The organism is Candidatus Brevundimonas phytovorans, from assembly GCA_029203145.1.
GTDB lineage: Bacteria > Pseudomonadota > Alphaproteobacteria > Caulobacterales > Caulobacteraceae > Brevundimonas > Brevundimonas phytovorans.
The window spans coordinates 445,058-461,079 of record CP119309.1 but is presented as its reverse complement, the minus strand read 5'-3'; the positions used below and the strand labels follow the sequence as shown (position 1 = coordinate 461,079).

Here is a 16,022-nt window from a genome sequence, read left to right as displayed (position 1 = left end):
AAAAGGAGAGGAGACCCCCATGAAACACGCCTTGTTCGCTCTCGCCCTGATCGCCGTCCCGCTGACGACGGCCTCCATCGCCCGCGCCGACGCCTGCGACGACCGCGTGCGTGGCCTTCAGCAGTCCTGGGACCATGTGAATTTCGAGGTCGCCCAGAGCGGTCGCGCCGCCGAGATGGCGCGCCTCAACACCCAGGCCGGCGCCGTCGTCGCCCAGTGCCCCAACCGCGCCGAGCCCCTGATCTGGGACGCCATCATCACGGCCTCCGAGGCGGGCCTGAAAGGCGGCCTCGGCGCGCTCGGCCTGGTGCGCGAGGCCCGCACCGAGCTGGAACAGGCTGAGCGGATCAACCCGCGCGCCCTCAACGGCGCCGTCTATGTCTCGCTCGGCTCGCTCTACGCCCAGGTCCCGGGCGCCCCCATCGGCTTCGGTAATCGCGAGCGCGCCCGCACCTATCTGCAACGCGGCCTGGCCATGGCCCCCAACGATGTCGACGCCAACTTCTTCATGGGCGACCTGCTGGTGCGCGAACACGACTGGGCCGGCGCCCAGGCCTATCTGCAAAAGGCCGTCGACGCGCCCGCCCGCCCCGGCCGCGCCGCCGCCGACCGAGGACGCAAGGCCGAGGCCCGCGCCCTGCTCGCCCGCGCCCAGCAACATCATTGAGCCGCCTCACCATGACCCAGGCGCAGACCCCGCCCCTGTCCCTCCACATCGTCCAGCGTCGTCGCAAATGGTTTGCCGGCCTGATGCTGCTGGCGCTGATCGGCCTGACCGCCGGCGTCCATTCGGTCGCCGCCTTCCACGGCGAATGGCACGAAGGGGTCGAGGCCCTGGGCCTGGCGCTGATCGTCGTCGCCATCGTCGGACGCGCCTGGTGCTCGCTCTACATCGGGGGCCGCAAGAAGGCGGAGATCGTCGATCGCGGCCCCTATTCGATCACCCGCAACCCCCTCTATGTCTTCAGCTTCATCGGCGCCTTCGGCGTCGGCGCCCAGACCGGAAGCCTGGTCATCGGCGCGGTCTTCGCTCTTGCGACGGTCGTGGTCTTCCTGCGCACCGTCGGGCGCGAGGAGGCCTGGCTCGCCGAGCATTTCGGCGCGACCTACGCCGCCTACCGGAATCGCACCCCGCGTTTCTGGCCCAACCCCGCCCTCTGGCGCGATGCAGAGGAGTTGACCGTCCGTCCGGTCTTCTTCCTTCGCACCCTGCGTGACGGCCTGACCCTGCTGGCCGCCATTCCCGTCATGGAGGGGATCGAGCGCCTGCAAGCGGCCGGCCTGATCGGCTGGCCGATCGGCCTCTTCTAGCGGCCGGCGTCCGCGCTCGGACGGCGATCCCTCAAGGCCTCCGACAAGGGGCGGCGCCCCGGTTCCCAGAGACGGGATCGCGGCCGCCGCCTCGTCCCGCCACGGCGACCCTCCGACGGCGAAATGCAATGCTCCACAACCAGGAGCGGCAAGCTTCACCATTCAATAACACCCCCACCAGCATCTGCGCTGCGACATCCGACGGGCAGACGCACGATTCCGTGTTTCGAGCAGCCGAGGACCCAGCCTGGAACGCCAATGCCCCCCCTCTCGCACCTGTCGACCACGACGAACTCCGAAACAGCGCCCTGCAAAACCCTCTCGCTGCGCTCTCGCCTCCAGATCGGTTCGGCCCTGGTCGGCGCCGCGATGGCCCTGACCAGCCCTGTCATGGCCTCCACCCCCCCGCATTGCGGCTTGGCGGATCGCGTGGTCACCTGCTCAGGCTTCCACCCCGGGACCATTGACTACGTGAACGGCGCGGATCCGGTGACGCTCAACATCGCGGCCGACGCCGCGATTGAGACCTCGCTGGACAACGCAGGGGGCCTCCACGTCTCCACCCAGAACGGTGAAGTGTCGGTCAACCAGAACGGCGACATCGTCACATCCGGGGTCCGCGCTAACGGGATTTTCTTGGCGGGCCTCGGCGGCGCGATATCGGTCACGAATAACGGCTCCCTGACCACGTACGGCGAGCTCGCGAGAGGGATCGCCACCGCGCGGTTGGGCGATCACACCGTCATCAATACCGGCGACATCACCACAAACGGGGCCCAGAGCGAGGCCGTGAATGTATTAGCTGAAAGCGGCGCGGTCAGGATCCTCAACGCCGCCGGCTCGTCCATCACCACCCACGGTGACAACAGCTCCGGCGTGTGGAGCGTCGGCCTCAGGGGCGACATTCTGATCGAAAATTACGGGGACATCCTGACCTCGGGCAGAGCCTCCCACGGCATAGCCGCCATCGTCTATGAAAGGGACCTCTCCGCAATCATCGGCGGTTCCGTCCAGACCGCCGGCGCAGGCGCCGCTGGGGTCAGCTTGCAGAATTACGTCGGCGACATCACCGCCGTCATCGGCTCGGTTTCAGTCGCCGGCCAAGGCAGCGTCGCCGTGGGCGTCAACACCTTCTCCGCGGGCAAGGTGGATCTCTCCACCTCGGGGACGATTTCAGCGGCCCTTGGCTCCGGTACTCGGGCCGTCAGCAACCTGGGATCGGTCACGCTCAGGAACAGCGCCGACGTCGTCGCCCAGGATCTGGGCCTTCAGGTTTACGCCGCGAACGTCGCGAACATCGCCAACTCAGGCCAGATTTCGACAACGGCCGCCAGCGCCCACGCCATCGAGGGCAGGAATCTCTCGGGCGCCCTGACCATTCTCAACACCGGCAGCGCCGCCACCACAGGCCTGTACGCCATCGGCCTCAAGGCCGAGACGGAATCTGGAACCATTGTCATCGACAACCAGGGTCTCGTTTCCACGACGGCGGACTTGGCGAACGGCGTGCAAGCGGTTTCGATCGACGGAGCCCTCGACCTGACCAACAGTGCGTCCGGCCAGATCATCACCCTTGGCGATCAAGCCTACGGTCTCAATGCGCAAAGCCAGTCCGGCGCGATCGCCATCGATAACCGGGGCGTGATCACTGCAGACGGCTACGCTGCAAGGGGGATAAGCGTCTCGACCGGCAGCGATCAATTCGCGGCCGCGCACGGCGACGTCACCCTGACCAATCGCGGCCAGATCTCGACCACCGGCGACCAAGCTTACGGCATTCTGGCGCGGGCCACCCGGGGCGACATCATCGCCGATCTCAGCGCGGTCGCCACGGCCGGAACGTACAGCGACGCACTCAATATATTGACGAGCTCAGGCGACATCGTCCTGGATCTCTCAGGCCAAATCTCCACCCAGGGCACGGACAGCCAGGTTGTTGAGGCCAGCACCACATCCGGCAAGATCGACATCCGCAACGCCGCCACCCTGACGACGACGGGCGACGTCAGCGCGGGGCTCTCCATCCATGCCCTGACGGGCACGATCAAGATCGTCAGCACCGGCGCCATATCGACCGCTGGCCTCGAAAGCGCCGGCGTCGTCGCCACGACCATGGGCGACGTCAGCATCACGGCCGACCGCGTCACGACGACGGGCGACCGGAGCACGGGCATCCGCGCCGAGGGCATCAACGGCGTTGTCATCAACGCCAATGCGATCTCGACCACGGGCCAGGGCGGCCTAGGCGTCTACAGCCGCAGTGAAACCGGCGACGTGTCGGTGACGGCGCGCACCGTGCATGCGGACAACCTCGCCATCTTCGCCACCAGCACGGCGGGCGACATCGCCGTCGTGACCAGGGGCGAGGTGACATCGGCCAGGGCCGGCGCCATCTACGCCGTCACAGACGGCGCCGTCCGCCTCGACATCGAGGCCGCCAGCGTCCTGACCAGCGGCGCTCCCAGCGTCAACTCGACCGCCTTCAGCGCCAGCCCGGCCTCGGTGGGCGTCAGCACGGTCATCGCCCAAGGCGCGACCGTCACGATCAACAACGCCGGCACGATCAATCAGGGCGGGCGCTCGACGATTTCCGCGCGCGGCGAGGTCATGCTGAGCAACAGCGGCCTGATCACCGGCAATGTCGATTTCAGCGGCGGCGACGCCATCATCAACAACACAGGACGCTTCGCTCTGTCCGGTGTCAGCAACTTCGGCGGAGGCGCCGACCGCTTCGTCAACACCGGCCTGGTGACGACTCAGGGCCGCGCGACCCTGGCCGGCCTTGAGCGTTTCGTGAACGCCGGCGCCATCGACCTGGGGAATGGTCGCGCTGACGACGTGCTGACGATCTCCGGCGACTATGAGGGCCAGGGCGGGCGCCTGGTGCTCGACGTGGACGCCGGCGCCGCTGGCGGCGCAGCCTATGACCAACTGGTCGTCGGCGGCAGCGCCACGGGCACGACCACCATCAGCCTGAACTACAAGACCGCCGCCAGACTGGCCCCGGGCGAGGTTCTGAAACTGGTCGACGCCGCCGGCGGTTCGGCGTCGGGCGCCTTCGTCATGGCGCCGGGCGCCACGAACATCGGCTTCTCCCGCTACGGCCTCGGCCACGACGCCGTGGCCGACGACTTCTTCATCGCCGTGACCGAGGGCGACGCCGTCTTCCGCTCGCTGAAGCTCAGCGAGGGCGCCCAGAGCCTGTGGCGCCAGTCCGCCGAGGCCTGGTCGGCCCACACCGCCGCCCTGCGCGATCCGACCGAAGGCGCGCCCGCCTCCGGTCGCGTCTGGGGTCAGATCTATGGCGCCGTCGACAAGCGCGACGAAACCCTGAACCGCGCCGACCAGGCCGTCGACCTGTCCTACACCCAGGACCATGTCGGCGGTCAGATGGGCTTCGACATGGGCCGGCTCGGCGAAACCGGCATGACCTATGGTCTGACCGGCGGCTATGTCAGCTCGACGCTGGAGTTCCGGGACAAGGCCGACCGCGCCGATTACAAGGGCCTGAACGTGGGCCTCTACGCGGGCGCCCAGCGCGGCCGCGTCTTCGTCAACGCCCTGGCCAAGTATGACCTGATCGACATCCAGGCTCGCAGCGCCACGGCGGGCTATGATGAAGACCTCGACGGCCACGGCTACGGCCTGCAGGTCGAGACCGGCGCCCGCTTCAACCGCCAGTTCCAGACCCGGTCGTTCTTCTTCGAGCCCCTGGTCAGCCTGGCCTACAGCCGCACCGACCTCGACAACCTGTCCGCCCAGGGCGCGGTGATCGACTTTGAAGCCCTTGACGGCCTTCGCGCCCGGGCCGGCGCCCGCCTCGGCGGCGCCGCCGCGCTCGCCCAGGGCCAGCTCGCCTACTATCTGGGCGCTCACCTGGTTCAGGAACTGGCCGGCGAAGACGGCGTGCGCTTCATCTCGGGCGCCGCCGCCAAGGCCTTCGACAACACGGCGGTGGACGCCTACGGCCAGTATCAGCTGGGCGTGACCTTCACCTCCAACAGCGGCCTGAGCGGCTTCGTCGAAGCCAGGGCCGACGCCGGCGACAACTACAGGACCTACACGGGCCGCATCGGCGTCCGCGTCTCCTTCTAAGGCGCAACGGAGCCTCCGGCGTCGCGCTGGAGGCTCCGCACCTTCGGACCGGCGGCTTCGCCATCAGGCGGCGCCGACGCGGCGAAGGCGCCGCGGCGCCTGGGCGGGGCTGAGTTCAGGGGATCAGGTTCGGTGGTGCGGGCGGCCGGGCTCGAACCGGCATGGGCAATGCCCGACGGATTTTCATACCACTTCGACTTTCGCCGCCGCCCATTGGCGTTCGTGGTCTGGACTATCCCTTCGTCATAGCCGCAAAGGCCTTAGACGCCGCCCGTCTAGTCTCTACACCTTCCCGTCACGAATGACGGGCTTGGCTCGGGATCGCCATTTCACAGGGTTCCCCGAATTTGAGCGGTTCTACGTCCGGGATTTCCCCCGGCGCACTCAATCCTCAGCTTAAGTCCGTTGCGTCTACCAGTTTCGCCACGCCCGCGGGCCGAGAGGAATCTATAGCCACCTCTGGCCTGCGAGCCAAGGCGCGCCTTGGCTCGCAGGCGCCGGGTTTGCTAGTGGGCCGCCGCCGGCGCCGCCGGGCGCATGGCCCGGAAGTCCACGTCGGAATCAGCGATCAGACGCACCAGAGCGGCCCAGGCGGCGACGTTCTGGGTCATCTGCGCCGGATCGATCTTGTCCAGGGTGTCGTCGGCCGTGTGGTGCAGGTCGAAGTAGCGCGTGCCGTCCTGCGACAGACCAAAGACCGGCACCCCGACGCCCGCCAGCGGCCCGATGTCCACGCCGCCGTGCAGTTCCGGCTCGTTCGACGGCAGGACGCCGATCGGACGCAATACCCCGGCGGCGATCTTGGCGAAGTCGGACCCTTGCGCGCCGGGCGGCAGACCCAGGGCGTAGATGCGGTCGGCGCCGAAGTCGCTCTCGCCGGCGATGACGTGCTTCTCCACGCCCGCCGCGCCGATGTTGCGGACATAGGCGCCGCCGCCGTTGCCGGTGTCGGTCGGCTGGGCCACTTCTTCCGAACCATAGAGGACCACGCGCACGGTGCGGCCCGCACGGCCCTGCTCGGCGATCGCCTTGGCCGCCGCCAGGGTGATGCCCCCGCCCGCCGCGTCGTCGATGGCCCCGGTCCCCAGGTCCCAGCTGTCCATGTGCGAGCCCAGAACGATGATCTCGTCCGGACGCGTCGCGCCGACGATGTCGCCGATCACGTTCTGGCTGCGGGTCTGATAGGTGTGGGCGGTGGATTTCAGACGCAGCCGCACCGGCTCGCCCATCTTCACCAGTCGCGCGATCTGATCGGCGTCGGGCGCGCTCAGCGCAAAGGCCGGCAGCGGCACCCGGCCCTCGACATAGCGGGTGGTGCCGGTGTGCGGCATGCGGTGCTCGTCCGAACCGGCCGAGCGCATGACGAAGGCGACGGCGCCGCGCCTGGCGGCCTCGGTCGGACCGACGCCGCGAATGCGCGACAGCGAACCATAGCCCGAGCCGTCCTGCATCCGCACCATCTGGCCGCCGTCAACCACGGCGATCTTGCCGTTCAGCGAACCGACCGGCGCGGCCAGCAGGGCGTCCAGCCCGTCGAAGAAGACGATGTCGGCCTCAATGCCGTTCGCCGGCGTGGCGATGGAATGGCCCAGGGCCGCGGCGACCAGACGCTGCGGACGGGCGCCCAGCAGTTCGGCGCTCTCCTCGCCCCGCTCCCAGCCCACCAGAGGGAACTGTTCGATGCGGACGTTCTGGAAGCCGTGGGCGCGCATGTAGTCGGCGGCCCAGTCGGCGGCCGCCTGTTCCGAGCGCGAGCCCGCGGGGCGGGGGCCGAAACGGGTCGTGATCTGGGTGACGTAGTCGAGCGCGATGTTGGCTTGCAGCGCCTGGTCGCGCACCTGCTCGGCGGCGCGAATGGTCTTGGCGTCCTGCGCCAGAACCGGCGTGGCGATCAGGCCCAGCGCAATCGCGCTGGCGGCCATCAGACGGGCGTTGAACGACATGGAGCGCCTCCCAGACTCACTCAAAGAGGCGGCACGTTAGCGGGTGGGACCTGCGACCGAAAGCCTCAGGCCCCCGCCAAAATCACTCGCCCTTGAGGAAGGGCTCGACCGGGCCTTGCAGCTTGACGGTCAGGGCCTTGCCGCGACGGTCGACGCGGTTGCCGACGGCCAGACGGACCCAGCCTTCCGAGACGCAGTATTCCTCGACGTTGGTCTTTTCCTCGCCCTTGAACAGGATGCCGATGCCGCGCGCCAACAGGTCGGCGTCGTGGAAGGGGCTGTCGGGATCGACCGAAAGGCGGTCAGGCAGGGCGTCGGACATGGAAGGCTCTCGCATAAATCGAAGCGCGCTGAATAGCGGCGCGCGGACGGTATGCCAACCGCGCCTTTGTTCGAGGCGCTTTGACTACTGAACCGACTGGCGCGCGGCGGCGGGCGGCGCGGCGTCGGCGGCGGGCGGCGTATAGGCGCGCGGACCGGCCTCGGCGGGGGCGGCGGCCGGCGTCGCGGGCTTGGGCGCCGGACGGGCGGCCGGGCGCGCGGCCGGACGGGGCGCAGGACGACGCGCGGGCTGGGCGGCCGGTTGCGCCGTAGCCGGTTTGTCCGCCGCCGGGGCCGCCGTGCGGGTCGGCGCGGGCGCAGGCGTCGCGGCCGGAGCCGTCGTCGGAACCACAGCCGGGGTCGCGGGCGCCGCGCCCGCCGTCGCGGCGGCGGCGCGGGCGGCGTATTGCTGGGCCTGGAAGCGCTTGGCCAGCTTCTCGGTCAGTTCGCGGGCGCCGGCGGGCGGCATCTGGGCCATGATGGCGGCCAGGGTCCGGGGCCGCATGGCGGCGGCGACGGGCAGGCGCACGCTGTCGTCCAGGCTGTTGAACACCGCCGCCGCCTCCTTGGGCCGCATGGCGGAATAGACGGCGACCAGACGGTCGGTCTCGGCCTTTTCCTTCTCGTCGACCTGACCCACCAAGGTGGCGATCTCGCCCTTAAGGGCCTCCAGCGCCTGCAGCTTGGCGTCCAGCTTCTGCTCGGCGGCGACCATCAGCGGCAGGGTGGTGGCGAAGTCGGCGTCGCGGGCGTCCAGGGCGTCGCGGCGCTTGGACAGGGACTGGATGATGCGCAGTTCCGCCGGCGAGATTCCCGCCTGCTGGGCCAGTTGCTCGGGCGTCAGGGCGCAGACGGCGGCAACCGGCTTGGGCGCCGCAGCCCCCCCGCCCTCGCCCGGCGTCTCGGCGGTGACGGCTTCCTGAGCCCAGGCGGTCGCCCCCTGAAACAGCTCCGGCGCCACGCCCGCTGCGCGCACGGCCACGACCCCGCCGATGGCGATGGCGATCAGGGGCAGAAGGCGGGGCAGCTTGCTCATCGGCGGCACTCGGTAAGGCGGTTCAGACACCGCCAGGCATAGGGGCTACAAAAACACTTCGCCCCTCAAGTCGTCCGAGGCCGCGCCTCGGACATAGGGCAAAAAACGAAACTTCCCCTCAAGCCGCCTGACGCCGCGCGTCAGGCATAGGGGTCTAAAAATGCATCAAGCAGCGAAAAGGTCTTCGTCCAGGCTACGACGGGCGCGGTTTAGGCTCTGTTGCGCAGCATGGTTAGCGGCCAGGGCCTGACGCACCGGAGCGAAGGCTTCGGCGGGCGCTGCAGGGGCCGGACGGGCCGGCGGCGCCTTCATCACGGCGCGCGCGCCTTCGATCCGCTCCATCAGCGAGGCCATGCGGCGAGCGCGGGATTCGTCGTCCAGCAGGGGCGCCACCTGCGACGTCGGCGTGTTCAGCTCCAGCACCGGCTCTTCGCGAACCTCAACCTGCGCCGTGCGCGGCGGCAGACCGGCGGGGGCGCGGGCGATCAGCACCTCCAGCTCCTGCTTCACGGCGCGAGCCTTGATGATGCGGTCATGCAGCAGGTCGGTCTCGTGCCCCGAGGCGCGCAGCGTCGCCAGCGCCTGTTCGGCGCGCCCGGCGGCCGAGTTCAGCTCGCTCACCGCCCCGGCGAAGGCCAGCTGGCCGTCACGCAGGGCCTTGAGCTTCTTCTCCAGCTTGATGCCGTAGCCGATGGCCGCGACCAGCAGCAGCATGAGGATGGAATCGAGAATGATGCCGGTCATGTCAGCGTTTCCCTCGGCTCAGGTTGGCGGCGATGTCGGGGTTGATGGGACCTTCGACCCGCACGGCGATATGCTGGCCCCTGCGGCCCATCTTGCCGGTCGTCAGCGGGATGGAGCCCGCCCGCACCGACACTTCGGAATCCGGCGAGACGTTCAGCATCAGGGTGTCCCCGACCTTGAAGTTCAGCGCCTGGGACAGCGGGATCTGCTGCTCGTCCAGAACGCAGCGGACCTCGGTCTCGGTCGTCCAGAGCTCGGTGGCCAAGTGGCCTTCCCAGATGTTGTCGCGGCCGAACTTCTCGCCCATGAACTGCTGCAGCAGCATCTTGCGGATAGGTTCCAGCGTCGAATAGGGCAGCAGCAGCTCAACTCGACCGCCGCGGTCTTCCATGTCGATGCGCAGCTTGACCAGAATGGCCGCGTTGGCCGGGCGCGCGATGGCGGCGAAACGCGGATTGGTCTCCAGCCGGTCCAGGGTGAAGTGCACCGGGGTCAGCGGCTCGAAGGCCTGACGCGCGTCGTTCAGGATGACCTCGACCATGCGCTGCACCAGCACCCGCTCGATCGTGGTGTAGGGCCGCCCCTCGATGCGCAGCGCCGCCGTGCCGCGACGCCCGCCCAGCAGGACGTCGACGATCGAGTAGATCAGATTGCTGTCGACCGTCAGCAGGCCGTAGTTGTCCAGCTCCTCGGCCCGAAACACCGCCAGAATGGCCGGCAGCGGGATCGAGTTCAGATAGTCGCCGAAGCGGATCGAGCTGATGGTGTCGAGGCTGACCTCGACGTTGTCCGAGGTGAAGTTGCGCAGGGACGTCGTCATCAACCGCACCAGGCGGTCGAAGACGATCTCGAGCATCGGCAGGCGCTCGTAGGAGACCAGGGCCGAGTTGATGATGGCGCGAATGCCGCTCCTTTCGGAGTCGTCGCCGTCGCCCATGTCGAAGCCCAGCAGGCTGTCGATCTCGTCCTGGTTCAGCACGCGCTCGGACAGGGCCGCGCCCATGTCCTCTCCCAGGTCGGCGGCGCCGCCGAAGGGGTCCAGTTCGCTGTCGGCCGCCAGGGTGTCGCTCATGCTAGGACACCAGCATTTCTTCGATCAGCACGGCGTCCACCTTGCCCGGCGCGGCGATCAGGTTGACCCGGCGCAGGATCTCGGCGCGCAGCTGATAGGAGCCGGCCGATCCGGCCAGGTCCTCGGGGCGCAGTTCGCGCAGGAAGCCCTGGAACATGTCCTGCATCCGCGGCGCCTCGCCCTGCAGATGGCTGGCCAGCTCGGCGTCCTTCATCTCCAGCGTCAGCTTCAGCTTCAGATAGGTCGGACGGCCGTCCGGCGACTGAATGTTCACGATCATGTCGGGCAGGGTGTAGAAGGTCACGCCGTCGGGCCCCGCCGCGATCACGCCCGCCGCCGGATCGGCCTCGCCCTCCTTGCCGCCGCCGCCGTGCTCGCCGCCCTTCTTGGCCTTTTCGTCCTTCTTGGCCGGCGCGGCGTGTTCGGCGCCGGCCTCAGCCTCGGCCGGCTTGGGCTTCATCAGCAGGAAGGCCGCCGCCCCGCCGCCGCCCAGCACGACCAGGGCCGCCGGGATAATGATGAACAGCAGGGGCAGCTTCTTCTTGGCGGGCGCGCCTTCGCCGCCCTCGCCGTCCGTGACGGCGGGCAGGTTGGCGTCGTCCGTCGCCGCGTCTTTCTTCTTGCCCAGCTTCAGCTTCAGCATCCGCACGTCGCCCCGATCATCTCAGCCCTTCTGATGAGGCGATTTTGGTTAACGAGGCGTTTACGATCGGCAAATCCTGCCGGGCGCCCGAGGGGTCGATTCCGCTCAAATCCCCGCTGTGACTGGATTAACCCTGTTGGCACGGTCGTTGCGACGAGATCGGCGAAGGAGCCGCACTCGTGGAAAACGCCGCCTACATCGGATTGTCCCGTCAGATGACGCTTCGCCGCGAGCTGGACATCGTGGCGAACAACGTCGCCAACGCCGACACCACAGGGTTCAAGGTCGAACAGCTGATGGTCGGGGCCGAGATCGGCCAGCGCGCCCGCAACGACAACATCCGTCCCTCGGCCAGCTTCGTGCTGGACAAGGGCGTGGGCCGCGACTTCGGCCAGGGCTCGATGAAGCAGACCGGCCGCCCGCTGGACTTCGCCATCGAGGGCGAAGGCGCCTTCTTCGCGGTCCAGAGCGGCGCAGGCCAGGCCTATACCCGCGACGGCGGCTTCACCACCAACGCCGAGGGCGTGCTGACCACCAAGCAGGGCCTGCCGGTCCTGGGCGACGGCGGCCCGATCACGCTGGACCCCGAGCGCGGCCCCGTCAGCGTCGGCGCCGACGGCACCATCAGTCAGGAAGGCCAGCCCGTCGCCCGCCTGAACGCGGTCCGCTTCGACGCCTTGGCCGTGCTGCAGAAAAGCGGCGACGGCCTCTATCGCAACACCTCCAACGTCCAGCCCACGGAAGCCACCGACGTGCAGATCCGTCAGGGCATGCTGGAAGGCTCGAACGTCAACACGCTTCAGGAAATCACCAACCTGATCGAGATCAGCCGCGCCTACGAGCGCGTCACCAAGATGATCGAAAACGCCAACGACCTGTCACGCCGCTCGGTCGAGCGGCTGGGCCGGGTCGGCTAGTAAGGAAAGCCCGAACGATGCGCGCTCTCAGAACCGCCACCTCCGGCATGCTGGCCCAACAGCTGAACGTCGAGGTCATCTCCAACAACATCGCCAACATGAACACGGTCGGCTTCAAGCGTCAGCGGGCCGAGTTCCAGGACCTGCTGTATCAGAACGCCGAACGCATGGGCTCGCAGTCCTCGACCCAGGGCACTGTCGTCCCGACCGGCATCCAGATCGGCGCCGGCGTCAAGGCCGGCAGCGTCTACCGCATCACCGAACAGGGCAGCCCCACCCGCACCGGCAATCCCTACGACATCGCCATCGACGGCAAGGGCTACTTCCAGATCACCATGCCCTCGGGCGAGATCGCCTACACCCGCGCCGGCAACTTCGCCCCGAACGGCGAGGGCCAGCTGGTGACGGAAGACGGCTATGCGGTCGAACCGGCCATCACCATCCCGCAGGACGCCATCGACGTCACCATCTCCAAGTCGGGTCAGGTTCAGGTCACGACCCAGGGCCAGACCGCGCCGCAGGTTGTCGGTCAGCTGGAACTGGCGACCTTCTTCAACGAGGCCGGCCTGGAAGCCATCGGCGACAACCTGCTGCTGGAAACCGCCGCCTCGGGCGCGGCCACCATCGGCGCCCCGAACGAGCCCGGCTACGGCCACCTGTTGCAGGGTTATACCGAGGCCTCCAACGTCGACGCGGTCAGCGAAATCACCAGCCTGATCGTGGCCCAGCGCGCCTATGAGATGAACTCCAAGGTCATCAAGACGGCCGACGAAATGCTGTCCGTCTCGGCCCAGGTGAAGAGCTAGATCATGGCCATGATCCGCAGCCTCATCCTGGCCCTCGGCCTCGCCGCCCTCGCCGCCCCGGCCCTGGCCGGCCCGGTCAGCCTGCTGCCCGACCCGACCGACGACGACGGCCGCGTCACCCTGGGCGAGTTGTTCGACGACGCGGGCGCCGCCTCGGGCGTCGTGGTCGGCCAGCGCCTCGGCGCCACCGCCGTCTTCGAAGCCAGCCAGATCCAGGCCGCCGCCCGCCGCGCCGGTCTCGACTGGGCCAACCCCCAGGGCCTGCGCCGCATCGTCGTCCGCGAAGGCGGCGCCTTGCCAGCGGACGCCTCGGCCCGCCCTGCCGTCGCCAGCGTGGGGGCCGCCGTGGCCTCGCGCCCCGGCGCCACGGTCGAGGTCCTGACCTATGCCCGCAGCCTGGCCGCCGGCGACATCGTCCAGCCGGAAGACGTCGTCTGGTCCACGGTTCAGGCGCATCAGGCCCCCGCCGGCGGTCCTCAGGACGCCGATCAGGTGGTCGGTCTGTCGGCCAAGCGCGCGCTTCGCGCCGGCGCCGCCGTGACCAGCCGCGACCTGGCCTCGCCTCAGGTCATCGCCCGAAACGACATGGTCGAGGTCGCCTACAGCGTCGGCGGCGTCGAGCTGACCGTCACCGGCAAGGCCACGCGCAACGCCTCGGCGGGCGAAGCCCTGCCGGTGCTGAACGTCCAGTCGGGCCGCACCATCGACGCCGTCGCCGTCGCGCCCGGTCGCGCCGTCGCCGGTCCCGCCGCCCAAACGGCTCGCGCCAATCCGCAACAATTCGCCGCCCGCTGAGAGATCCCGTCATGCGTAAAGTCCTGATCCTCGCCGCCGCCGCCTCCGCCCTCTCGCTGGGCGCCTGCTCCACCATCTCCGAGACGGTGAAGGGCCCCGACCTGGCCCCTATCGGCTATCCCGCCGCCCTGGTTCCGGTCGAACAGGCCTATCTGCCGACGCCCACGCCCGCCTCAGCCAACAGCCTGTGGCGCACCGGCGCCCGCAGCTTCTTCGGCGATCAGCGCGCCCGCCGCGTCGGCGATATCCTGACCGTCAACATCGACATCAACGATCGCGCCCAGACCCAGAACTCGACCCAGCGCGCCCGCAGCAACGCCATCTCGGGCGGCGTCACCAACTTCTTCGGCCTGGAAAACAGCCTGGGCCGCGCCTTCCCCGGCGGTTTCGATCCGGCCAAGATGATCGGCACCGAAGGCGAGTCCAACGCCTCGGGCTCGGGCAGCGTCAACCGCTCCGAGCGCGTCAACCTGACCGTCGCCGCCGTCGTCACCGCCGTCATGCCCAACGGCAACATGGTCATCCAGGGTCGGCAAGAAGTGCGCACCAACCGCGAGGTCCGCGAACTGACCGTGGCCGGCATCGTGCGCCCCGAGGATATCTCTTCGGCCAACACCATCGCCCACACCCAGATCGCCGAGGCCCGCATCAGCTACGGCGGTCGCGGCGACATCAGCCGGATGCAGTCCACGCCGGCCGCTCAGTCCCTGGTGGAGCGCTTCAGCCCCTTCTGATCCGCGTTCGGCGAAGCGTGTGATTCCGGCGACAGGGGGCCGCCAAGTCGCATTCGCGCAAGCGGAGCGGTGAACCCTTAACAAGCGACCCGCGTTTGCTCTGTCGAACGCGAGTGATTTGTAATGTTGAAGTCCCTGCTTCCCGCCGCCGCCGCCGTCAGCCTGGCCCTTCTGGCCGGCCAGGCCCTGACCACCGCCCCCGCCGCCCCCGGCCAGGGCGCGGCGGGCTGGCATCTGCTGCACGAAGGGCCGATGGCCAAGCTGGCCTACGGCCTGCCGGATTCCGATCAGGTGGCCCTGATGCTGACCTGCTCGCCCGGCGATCAGACCGCCGTCGTCTATGGCGACGCCCAGCCGCAAAGCCCCGCCCTGATCCCCGCCGCCCTGGGACCGCAGCCGATCGACCCCCTTTCCGACGGCGAAGCCTTCGAGACCCGCCTGCCCCTGACCGACGCCGCCCTGACCGGCCTGGCGCGCGGCGGCCGCCTGACTGTCCAGAGCGACGCCGGCGCCCGCCAGATCACCGCCAGCCGCGCCGAGCGCCGCATGGTGCAGGGCTTCCTCAGCTATTGCGCTTCCAGCCACGCCTGACCAAAGTCCGCCCGAACGCATCAGCGGGGGCTGAACCATGACTGGACTGATCGCACTGGCGCTCGCACTGACGTTTCAGACGACGCCGACCCCGGCCGCCGAGGCCTGGACCTGGACCCTTTACGCCGACAACGGTCCCCTGGTCCTGGCCAATGAGATTCCCGACACCCCTCGCCTGCGCTCCACGCTGGAGTGCGCGCCCGGCTCCAGCATCGTGCGGCTGACCCTCTATGGCGCACCGCCCGCCGAAGGCATCGCCGTCATCACCTCGGGCGCCGCCTCCGCCAATGTCGAGGTTCGCCCCCGGCGCGGCCAGTTCCAGACCATGCTGCGCGCCGACCATCCGGTCTTCGCCGCCTTCCTCGCCAATGGGAAATTGCAGGTCACGGTCGGCGAACAGTCGTCGCCGGTAGAGATCGACCGGGCGAATCTGTCCAAGCTGCGCCGGTTCGCCGAACTCTGCACCGGCTGAGGACCACCATGCGCCTGATCGTCTGGACCGCCCCCGTTTTCGCGGCGCTCGCCCTCGCGGGTTGCGCCCCCACGGTCGGCTCCAACCTCGTCGCCGCCTCCAGCGGCGCGCCCGTCCCCGTGGCCGGCTACGACTGGCACCTGAACGAGGACGCCGAAGAAGCCAGCCTCTCCTACGGCATGGCCGAGACCGACGATGTGCCTCTGGACCTGTCCTGCCGTCCCGGTTCGGGCGCCCTGCAAATCCTGCAGACCGTCCCCGAAGCCCACCCCAGGGTCATCGCCCTGGAATCCGGCGGCGATACCGAGACCTATCCCGCCAAGGCCGAGCCCTCGGCCATGCACGACGGCCTCGACCTGACCGCCGTCGCCCGCACCAGCGACCCGGTCTTCCTGCGCTTCCGCAAGCTGGGCTGGCTGGCGACCTATGGCCCCGACTACCGCACGCCGCTTGTGGCCCAGCGCGGCTCGGATCAACAGATCGACCGCTTCTTCACCCTCTGCGGCTGACGCCCGCCGAGACAGCTTGACCGTCCGCCTTCG

The 16,022-nt window shown here is 68.9% G+C and carries 16 protein-coding genes; 10 read left to right on the top strand and 6 right to left on the bottom strand.

Translation table 11 applies throughout. The annotated features are described in order from the left end of the window. Window positions 1-19: 19 nt before the first annotated feature. From P0Y52_02265 to P0Y52_02255, 3 genes are all read left to right on the top strand, one after another. Window positions 20-667, top strand: coding sequence for a hypothetical protein (locus P0Y52_02265; protein ID WEK58385.1), 648 nt, complete (start codon window positions 20-22; stop codon window positions 665-667). 11 nt (window positions 668-678) lie between these two features. Then, the gene (locus tag P0Y52_02260) at window positions 679-1,311 is read left to right on the top strand and encodes an isoprenylcysteine carboxylmethyltransferase family protein (protein WEK58384.1); all 633 of its coding nucleotides are present in this window, start codon (window positions 679-681) and stop codon (window positions 1,309-1,311) included. Between the two features lie 258 nt (window positions 1,312-1,569). Beyond that, the gene (locus P0Y52_02255; protein ID WEK58383.1) at window positions 1,570-5,406 is read left to right on the top strand and encodes an autotransporter domain-containing protein; all 3,837 of its coding nucleotides are present in this window, start codon (window positions 1,570-1,572) and stop codon (window positions 5,404-5,406) included. 506 nt (window positions 5,407-5,912) lie between these two features. Here the strand turns inward: P0Y52_02255 and P0Y52_02250 are convergent. The 6 genes from P0Y52_02250 to P0Y52_02225 all read right to left on the bottom strand — a co-directional run bounded on the left by P0Y52_02250 (window position 5,913) and on the right by P0Y52_02225 (window position 11,165). Next, window positions 5,913-7,349, bottom strand: coding sequence for a M28 family peptidase (locus P0Y52_02250; GenBank protein WEK58382.1), 1,437 nt, complete (start codon window positions 7,347-7,349; stop codon window positions 5,913-5,915). Window positions 7,350-7,431: 82 nt separating this feature from the next. Next, window positions 7,432-7,671: a DUF3297 family protein gene (locus tag P0Y52_02245; protein WEK58381.1), complete on the bottom strand. Its 240-nt coding sequence runs from the start codon at window positions 7,669-7,671 to the stop codon at window positions 7,432-7,434. Window positions 7,672-7,755: 84 nt separating this feature from the next. Beyond that, window positions 7,756-8,706, bottom strand: a complete 951-nt coding sequence (locus tag P0Y52_02240; protein ID WEK58380.1) for a hypothetical protein — start codon at window positions 8,704-8,706, stop codon at window positions 7,756-7,758. 165 nt (window positions 8,707-8,871) lie between these two features. After that, complete coding sequence (locus tag P0Y52_02235; GenBank protein WEK58379.1) at window positions 8,872-9,450, bottom strand: DUF6468 domain-containing protein; 579 nt, start codon at window positions 9,448-9,450, stop codon at window positions 8,872-8,874. A 1-nt stretch (window position 9,451) separates the two neighbouring features. Continuing rightward, on the bottom strand, window positions 9,452-10,453 hold the full coding sequence (fliM, locus tag P0Y52_02230; protein WEK59427.1) for a flagellar motor switch protein FliM: 1,002 nt from the start codon (window positions 10,451-10,453) through the stop codon (window positions 9,452-9,454). Window positions 10,454-10,523: 70 nt separating this feature from the next. Further along, window positions 10,524-11,165 (bottom strand): flagellar basal body-associated FliL family protein, encoded by a 642-nt coding sequence (locus tag P0Y52_02225; GenBank protein ID WEK58378.1) that lies wholly within the window; start codon window positions 11,163-11,165, stop codon window positions 10,524-10,526. A 179-nt stretch (window positions 11,166-11,344) separates the two neighbouring features. On the opposite strand from P0Y52_02225, the gene flgF reads away from it, so the two are divergent. From flgF to P0Y52_02190, 7 genes are all read left to right on the top strand, one after another. Beyond that, window positions 11,345-12,082 (top strand): flagellar basal-body rod protein FlgF, encoded by a 738-nt coding sequence (flgF, locus tag P0Y52_02220; GenBank protein ID WEK58377.1) that lies wholly within the window; start codon window positions 11,345-11,347, stop codon window positions 12,080-12,082. A gap of 17 nt (window positions 12,083-12,099) precedes the next feature. Then, window positions 12,100-12,888 (top strand): flagellar basal-body rod protein FlgG, encoded by a 789-nt coding sequence (gene flgG / locus P0Y52_02215; protein WEK58376.1) that lies wholly within the window; start codon window positions 12,100-12,102, stop codon window positions 12,886-12,888. Window positions 12,889-12,891: 3 nt separating this feature from the next. Then, window positions 12,892-13,683, top strand: a complete 792-nt coding sequence (gene flgA, locus P0Y52_02210; GenBank protein WEK58375.1) for a flagellar basal body P-ring formation chaperone FlgA — start codon at window positions 12,892-12,894, stop codon at window positions 13,681-13,683. Between the two features lie 11 nt (window positions 13,684-13,694). Beyond that, complete coding sequence (flgH, locus tag P0Y52_02205; GenBank protein ID WEK58374.1) at window positions 13,695-14,417, top strand: flagellar basal body L-ring protein FlgH; 723 nt, start codon at window positions 13,695-13,697, stop codon at window positions 14,415-14,417. A 123-nt stretch (window positions 14,418-14,540) separates the two neighbouring features. Beyond that, window positions 14,541-15,008, top strand: coding sequence for a hypothetical protein (locus tag P0Y52_02200; GenBank protein ID WEK58373.1), 468 nt, complete (start codon window positions 14,541-14,543; stop codon window positions 15,006-15,008). Window positions 15,009-15,045: 37 nt separating this feature from the next. Beyond that, window positions 15,046-15,480, top strand: a complete 435-nt coding sequence (locus P0Y52_02195; protein ID WEK58372.1) for a hypothetical protein — start codon at window positions 15,046-15,048, stop codon at window positions 15,478-15,480. A gap of 8 nt (window positions 15,481-15,488) precedes the next feature. Beyond that, window positions 15,489-15,989, top strand: coding sequence for a hypothetical protein (locus P0Y52_02190; protein WEK58371.1), 501 nt, complete (start codon window positions 15,489-15,491; stop codon window positions 15,987-15,989). Window positions 15,990-16,022 lie beyond the last annotated feature (33 nt).

Bases quoted from the DNA above. Each gene is read 5' to 3' on its own strand.
- P0Y52_02200 (WEK58373.1), top strand. From the start codon at position 14,541: ATGTTGAAGTCCCTGCTTCCCGCCGCCGCCGCCGTCAGCCTGGCCCTT.
- P0Y52_02225 (WEK58378.1), bottom strand. From the start codon at position 11,165: ATGCTGAAGCTGAAGCTGGGCAAGAAGAAAGACGCGGCGACGGACGAC.
- P0Y52_02195 (WEK58372.1), top strand. From the start codon at position 15,046: ATGACTGGACTGATCGCACTGGCGCTCGCACTGACGTTTCAGACGACG.
- P0Y52_02250 (WEK58382.1), bottom strand. From the start codon at position 7,349: ATGTCGTTCAACGCCCGTCTGATGGCCGCCAGCGCGATTGCGCTGGGC.
- P0Y52_02235 (WEK58379.1), bottom strand. From the start codon at position 9,450: ATGACCGGCATCATTCTCGATTCCATCCTCATGCTGCTGCTGGTCGCG.
- flgA (WEK58375.1), top strand. From the start codon at position 12,892: ATGGCCATGATCCGCAGCCTCATCCTGGCCCTCGGCCTCGCCGCCCTC.
- P0Y52_02190 (WEK58371.1), top strand. From the start codon at position 15,489: ATGCGCCTGATCGTCTGGACCGCCCCCGTTTTCGCGGCGCTCGCCCTC.
- P0Y52_02260 (WEK58384.1), top strand. From the start codon at position 679: ATGACCCAGGCGCAGACCCCGCCCCTGTCCCTCCACATCGTCCAGCGT.
- P0Y52_02255 (WEK58383.1), top strand. From the start codon at position 1,570: ATGCCCCCCCTCTCGCACCTGTCGACCACGACGAACTCCGAAACAGCG.
- P0Y52_02240 (WEK58380.1), bottom strand. From the start codon at position 8,706: ATGAGCAAGCTGCCCCGCCTTCTGCCCCTGATCGCCATCGCCATCGGC.
- flgG (WEK58376.1), top strand. From the start codon at position 12,100: ATGCGCGCTCTCAGAACCGCCACCTCCGGCATGCTGGCCCAACAGCTG.
- P0Y52_02265 (WEK58385.1), top strand. From the start codon at position 20: ATGAAACACGCCTTGTTCGCTCTCGCCCTGATCGCCGTCCCGCTGACG.
- P0Y52_02245 (WEK58381.1), bottom strand. From the start codon at position 7,671: ATGTCCGACGCCCTGCCTGACCGCCTTTCGGTCGATCCCGACAGCCCC.
- flgH (WEK58374.1), top strand. From the start codon at position 13,695: ATGCGTAAAGTCCTGATCCTCGCCGCCGCCGCCTCCGCCCTCTCGCTG.
- fliM (WEK59427.1), bottom strand. From the start codon at position 10,453: ATGGGCGCGGCCCTGTCCGAGCGCGTGCTGAACCAGGACGAGATCGAC.